A 4,739-nucleotide genomic window follows, 5' to 3' on the forward strand; every position below is an offset into this window, starting at 1 on the left:
CGAGGCTTAGAAGCCGTTCTGGTGAGACAAAATGGGACAAAATGCGACATCTGAGAAATTGAATGACAAACAGAGGCGGGCTATTCGTGCAATCCTGACAGAGCGCACGATAACGAGTGCTGCACAAAAGGCGGGGGTGTCCAGGTCAACAATTTATCGCTGGCTGGAGCAGCCTGCGTTTGTCGCTGCGTTGACGCAAGCGTCGGATGCTACACAGAAGGCCATCGCAGCCCGGTTGACGGGGTTGCTTGACCGAAGCCTTGACGTCGTGGGTGAAGCCCTGGGCAACGGCGATGCGAAAATCAGGTTGCGGGCTGCCCTTGGGCTTCTGAGCCGTTACGACGGATTGGCGGAATACCTTGACCTAACGGCCAGGGTTTCAGAGTTGGAACGCAAAGTCAAATTATCAGGGGGTGGACAATGAGTATTGAGAGACGGGTTGAGGACTTAGAGGCCAGGACGGGCAGCGTTCGGGAACCGATGATTTTTTACATCAGAAGACCGGGCGGTCCCTCGTCCGAGGAAGCGAGACGGACGGCTTTGGCAAAGGCGATGCAGGAACGACCTGACCAGAGCATCTACATTGTTGTGTTGGAAGGGGGTGAACAAAATGTCAATACGAACAATGCTTGACGACTACGAGGCAGAGAAGGAGCGCATACTTGGCGACCGAGACCTTTCGCAGGAAGCGAAACTGCGCAGGGTCGCTGCGCTCAAGGAGCGAGTGCACGCCAGCGTCCTGGCAGAAGTTCAGGCACTCTGGGGGCGCATTGACCAGAACGGCAATTTGACCGGTGGCACGCTATGGAGCAGGCTGGAGAAGGCAGAACAGGCGCTGCAACAAGCCAAGGAACGGGTGGATGCTGACCTTGACGTCGAACGGGTCAAGTTGCACGTCCAGGGCATCTCATCACGACTGGCGGGAATGGGTTCGCTTGACGAAGCCAAGCGCTACTACAAGCACGCCAGCCCGACCGAGAGGCGTGCTTGGCAGGAAAGCGCTGCAGCGAGCCTCATCAGCAGGTTCGGCAGCAACGTCGAAGTTTTTATGTTTGCCAAGCAATTGGAAGCCGACCGTGAGGCCAGGCTTCACACGCCAGAAGTGCAAGACGCAGAAGCAACGCTTGAGCGGGTTTACAATGACTTTGAGCAAGCGTTCTCCGACTTGGATAGGGCTTGTGCCACATTCGGCGATACGCCGTTCTTGATGGCCCCAACGACAGGTCAAGGGCTATCTGCAATTCGAGCACGGATACGTCGCAACAGTCATACAGATTGGGAGCGACTGGGCTGGGACTACTTCGTCGGTCAGAAGACAAAGACAACGGCAGTCGGGGGTAAGGAACTGTAGAGTTCCCGTTATGGCCATTGGGGGCTGGTTGCGCCTGCCAGCCCCCTATTTGACTTTTCTGCCAACCTGCCTATACTTCTGGCTGCCTTAACAACAAAATAGCCCTGCGACTTGAGGCTAAGTCCAGGGCCTGGCGTCGGTGAGATACACACCAACGCAAGGGGATTGTAGCAGAGGCCCCGTTTGGTGTCAAACCGACGGGGCTTTTTTGTTCGCAAAAATAGAGCAAGCGCTTTGGCAATAAACGAGATGTCAAGTTAGCGACAGAAGGCACAACATTTTGTGGTATGCAGGCCAGCCGATGCTACGGGTTGTGTGTTCTGCTCAATCGGCAGAGCAAGCGCTTCGTAAGCGTTAGGTTATCGGTTCAAGTCCGATGGGTGGCTTGTAGTACAATCGAAGAGTGCATCACCGATTCTTTTTATCAATTATCTTGCTATCATAGATCAAGGAGGTGATGCCCGTGATAGACAGTAGTACCAAACTGGGCATCACCGCCGATGATGTGGCCTGACCGCCACGAGCGACGGTGATGCCTCGGAAAGAGTGAACCCCCTTAGCGGGGGTTCGCTCTTTCCCGGCACCCTGAATTGACAGCCGTTGGTCATATGTGCTATCCTTGCCCCAAAGGAGAATACCTATGGGCAAAATCCTCATCCGAAATGCAGATGTCATCACGCTGAACGAGCAGGGTGACATTTTACTTCGCACCGATTTGACGATCACGGGCGACCGCATCACCTCTGTCGGAAACATGCCTGCCGGATTCGTGCCCGACGAGATCATTGACGCTACCGACCACGTCTTGATGCCCGGATTCTTCAATTGTCATACCCACTCGCCCATGACTTTCGAGCGAGGCTGGGCCGAGGATCTGCCATTCGATCGCTGGCTCAACGAGAAGATCTGGGTGGCCGAATCAGCGCTGACGCCAGAGGACGTGCGCTGGGGCGCGTACCTGGCCGCCGCCGAGATGATTCGTTCGGGGACAGTGGACTTTGCTGACCACTATTTCTATATGGACGAGGTAGCCGAAGTAGTCGAGGAGGCAGGTCTCAAGGCGCTGTTGGCTTGGTGTGTATTTGGCATGGGTGCAGACAGCGAGGTCGGCACAGATCTGGAGGGCAGCATTGACTTCATCGAACGTTGGCAAGACGCGGCTCACGGACGTATCAAGACCACCTTGGGCCCTCATTCACCTTATGCCTGTCCACCAGAATTTCTTCGCACCGTGGTGGCTCGGGCCAGAGAGTTAGGCTTGGGACTGCATCTCCACGTAGCGGAATTCCCGGAGCAACGCGAAACCTCTTTAAAGAAACATGGCCTGACACCCATCGCCTATCTGGAGAAGTTAGGCGTCCTCGACGTACCAGTCATAGCCGCACATGCGATCTATGCGGATGACGAGGACCTTGCTATCCTGGCGAAGCACAAGGTGACGGTCGTGCAGTGCCCCACCACGCACATGAAATTGGGCATGGGCGTCACACGAGTGCCCGAGATGCTTGCCGCTGGTGTGAACGTAGCATTGGGCACCGACGGGCCTGCTTCGGGCAATGCCCTGGATATGCTCCGGGAAGTGCAATTGGCCGTATTATTGCAACGCCATGCCCACGCCGATCCCACGGCATTGCCCGGTGACCTCCCCTTACGCCTGGCCAGTCAGAGGGGCGCCCAGGCAATGGGCTTCACTGAAAGCGGTGTAGTTGCTCCTGGCCGCCCGGCCGATCTCATACTGCTGGATTTCCGCCATGCGCATCTGCGTCCTCGCCACAACTTACTCGCCAATGTGATCTTCGCGGCTAAGATCCCAGACATCCGCTGCGTCATCGTGGATGGCCAAATCCTCCTACGCGATGGCAAACTGACTACTTTGGACGAGGAGCGCATTTTGCACGAGGCTGAGCAGCGTGCTTTCCGCATGGTCGGACAAGAAATGCGCATTATGCGAGCCTATGAAACTTAATTTCGCCTGCCTGTGGTGGGGGAGAAAATGACTGAACAAGTGTCTGCTGAAATAATGACGCCCTGTTATTTACGACTGAGTCGCGTATGGGCGGCTGCCTCGCGAAAGAGTTCATGACACCGTGCAAAGCGGGATTGACTTTTAGTGAAAAGCGGGCTATAATCACTTACAGTTACCAAGTAGTTCATTGGCCAATAGGCCGGGGTGGGACAGCGATGCCAACTGCAACACGTTCTGATAGCCCATCACTGGCACAATTGTTGAGCGTGCTGGCTTGCACACTGGTCATCTTTTTCGTCATCTCATTCGTGGGCAAAGCAATCGAAGCCTACCAGCTCCAGCGCCAGGTGAGTTTGTTAGAGGCGCAGGTGAAGGCTTTGGAAAAAGAGGGGGCTGCCTTAGAAGATCAATTGGAATACGTGCGGAGCGACGCTTACGTCGAGAAGGTGGTTCGTGAGCAACTGAAGTGGTCTCGTCCCGGCGAGACCGTTTTCTTGCCCTTGCCGCGCTTGGCCAATAGGACCCAGGCATCCCCTCTTCCGACCACACCAGCTGGCCCGGCCTTAGTAACGACACCACAGTGGCAATCCCATTGGCCGGAATGGTGGGCCCTTCTATTTGGTAGTCGTTGAGACCGTATCTAGATCACGGTGCCGGAATCGCCCGCGATTTGACAGGGATTGGCGATTTCTGTAAAATATAGGTGCGATGCGGGGTGGAGCAGTGGCAGCTCGTTGGGCTCATAACCCAAAGGTCACAGGTTCGAATCCTGTCCCCGCTACCTTTTTTGTGGCGGCGTAGCTCAGCGGCAGAGCAGGGGACTCATAAGCCCTGGGTCACTAGTTCAAATCTAGTCGCCGCCATTGGAGCACAGCCCATAGCGTTTCGGTCATAGCCCCCCACTGCCCGTTGTGGCAGAAAGGGGGGCTTTGCTATGTCGGGCGTGAAAAAAGAGCAATGGCTTCGGGTAGTTTCACAGAGCGAACTTGCCAGGGACATCACGGCCTTTTTGACCGACAGAAGAGCCAGGGGTCATAGTCCAGGGACACTACACTTTTACTGCTACAAACTTGGCCACTTGCGAAACTATCTCGAAAGCAGAGGTATTCGCAACGTCCAGGACATCACGCCGTCGGTGTTGAGGCAATGGCTTCTGGACTTGGGCAAGTCGCACAATCCTGGTGGTGTTCACCAGCACTATCGGGCTGCCAAGGCATTCCTGCGTTGGTGCTGGGTTGAGTATGACTTGGACATCCCCAATCCGATTGTCAAGGTCGTTGCGCCCAAACTACCACAGGAACCGTTAGACCCGGTGCCCATGAGCGATGTCAAGCGAATGCTGGCGACCTGCGAACGCAGGACGTTCACGGGCGATAGAGACCGGGCGATTATGCTCTGCCTTCTGGACTCTGGAGCACGGGC

6 protein-coding genes and 3 tRNA genes are annotated in these 4,739 nt (G+C 55.7%); all 9 read left to right on the forward strand.

Features of this window, described 5'->3' with window-relative positions:
* The first annotated feature begins 31 nt into the window (after positions 1-31).
* The gene (locus tag H5T64_13255; GenBank protein ID MBC7265303.1) at positions 32-424 is read left to right on the forward strand and encodes a helix-turn-helix domain-containing protein; all 393 of its coding nucleotides are present in this window, start codon (positions 32-34) and stop codon (positions 422-424) included.
* The gene (locus H5T64_13260; protein MBC7265304.1) at positions 421-633 is read left to right on the forward strand and encodes a hypothetical protein; all 213 of its coding nucleotides are present in this window, start codon (positions 421-423) and stop codon (positions 631-633) included. Before H5T64_13255 ends, H5T64_13260 begins: the two co-directional genes overlap by 4 nt.
* Entirely contained in the window at positions 611-1,351 is a 741-nt protein-coding gene (locus H5T64_13265; GenBank protein MBC7265305.1) for a hypothetical protein, read from the forward strand. Before H5T64_13260 ends, H5T64_13265 begins: the two co-directional genes overlap by 23 nt.
* A gap of 321 nt (positions 1,352-1,672) precedes the next feature.
* Positions 1,673-1,734 (forward strand) — tRNA-Thr (locus tag H5T64_13270).
* A 257-nt stretch (positions 1,735-1,991) separates the two neighbouring features.
* Positions 1,992-3,317 carry an amidohydrolase gene (locus H5T64_13275; protein MBC7265306.1) on the forward strand — a complete coding sequence of 442 codons (1,326 nt, stop codon included), beginning with the start codon at positions 1,992-1,994 and terminating at the stop codon, positions 3,315-3,317.
* A 215-nt stretch (positions 3,318-3,532) separates the two neighbouring features.
* Entirely contained in the window at positions 3,533-3,949 is a 417-nt protein-coding gene (locus tag H5T64_13280; protein ID MBC7265307.1) for a septum formation initiator family protein, read from the forward strand.
* A gap of 77 nt (positions 3,950-4,026) precedes the next feature.
* A tRNA-Met gene (locus tag H5T64_13285) sits at positions 4,027-4,098 on the forward strand.
* Between the two features lie 10 nt (positions 4,099-4,108).
* A tRNA-Met gene (locus tag H5T64_13290) sits at positions 4,109-4,180 on the forward strand.
* Between the two features lie 71 nt (positions 4,181-4,251).
* Positions 4,252-4,739 (forward strand): site-specific integrase (locus H5T64_13295; protein ID MBC7265308.1); only part of this gene is annotated, 488 nt, incomplete at its 3' end.

The sequence above is a fragment of the Chloroflexota bacterium genome (genome assembly GCA_014360825.1).
GTDB lineage: Bacteria > Chloroflexota > Anaerolineae > UBA2200 > JACIWT01 > JACIWT01.

Excerpts from the sequence above, each read along its gene's own strand:
- H5T64_13255 (MBC7265303.1), top strand. The coding sequence starts at position 32 with ATGGGACAAAATGCGACATCTGAGAAATTGAATGACAAACAGAGGCGG.
- H5T64_13260 (MBC7265304.1), top strand. The coding sequence starts at position 421 with ATGAGTATTGAGAGACGGGTTGAGGACTTAGAGGCCAGGACGGGCAGC.
- H5T64_13265 (MBC7265305.1), top strand. The coding sequence starts at position 611 with ATGTCAATACGAACAATGCTTGACGACTACGAGGCAGAGAAGGAGCGC.
- H5T64_13275 (MBC7265306.1), top strand. The coding sequence starts at position 1,992 with ATGGGCAAAATCCTCATCCGAAATGCAGATGTCATCACGCTGAACGAG.
- H5T64_13280 (MBC7265307.1), top strand. The coding sequence starts at position 3,533 with ATGCCAACTGCAACACGTTCTGATAGCCCATCACTGGCACAATTGTTG.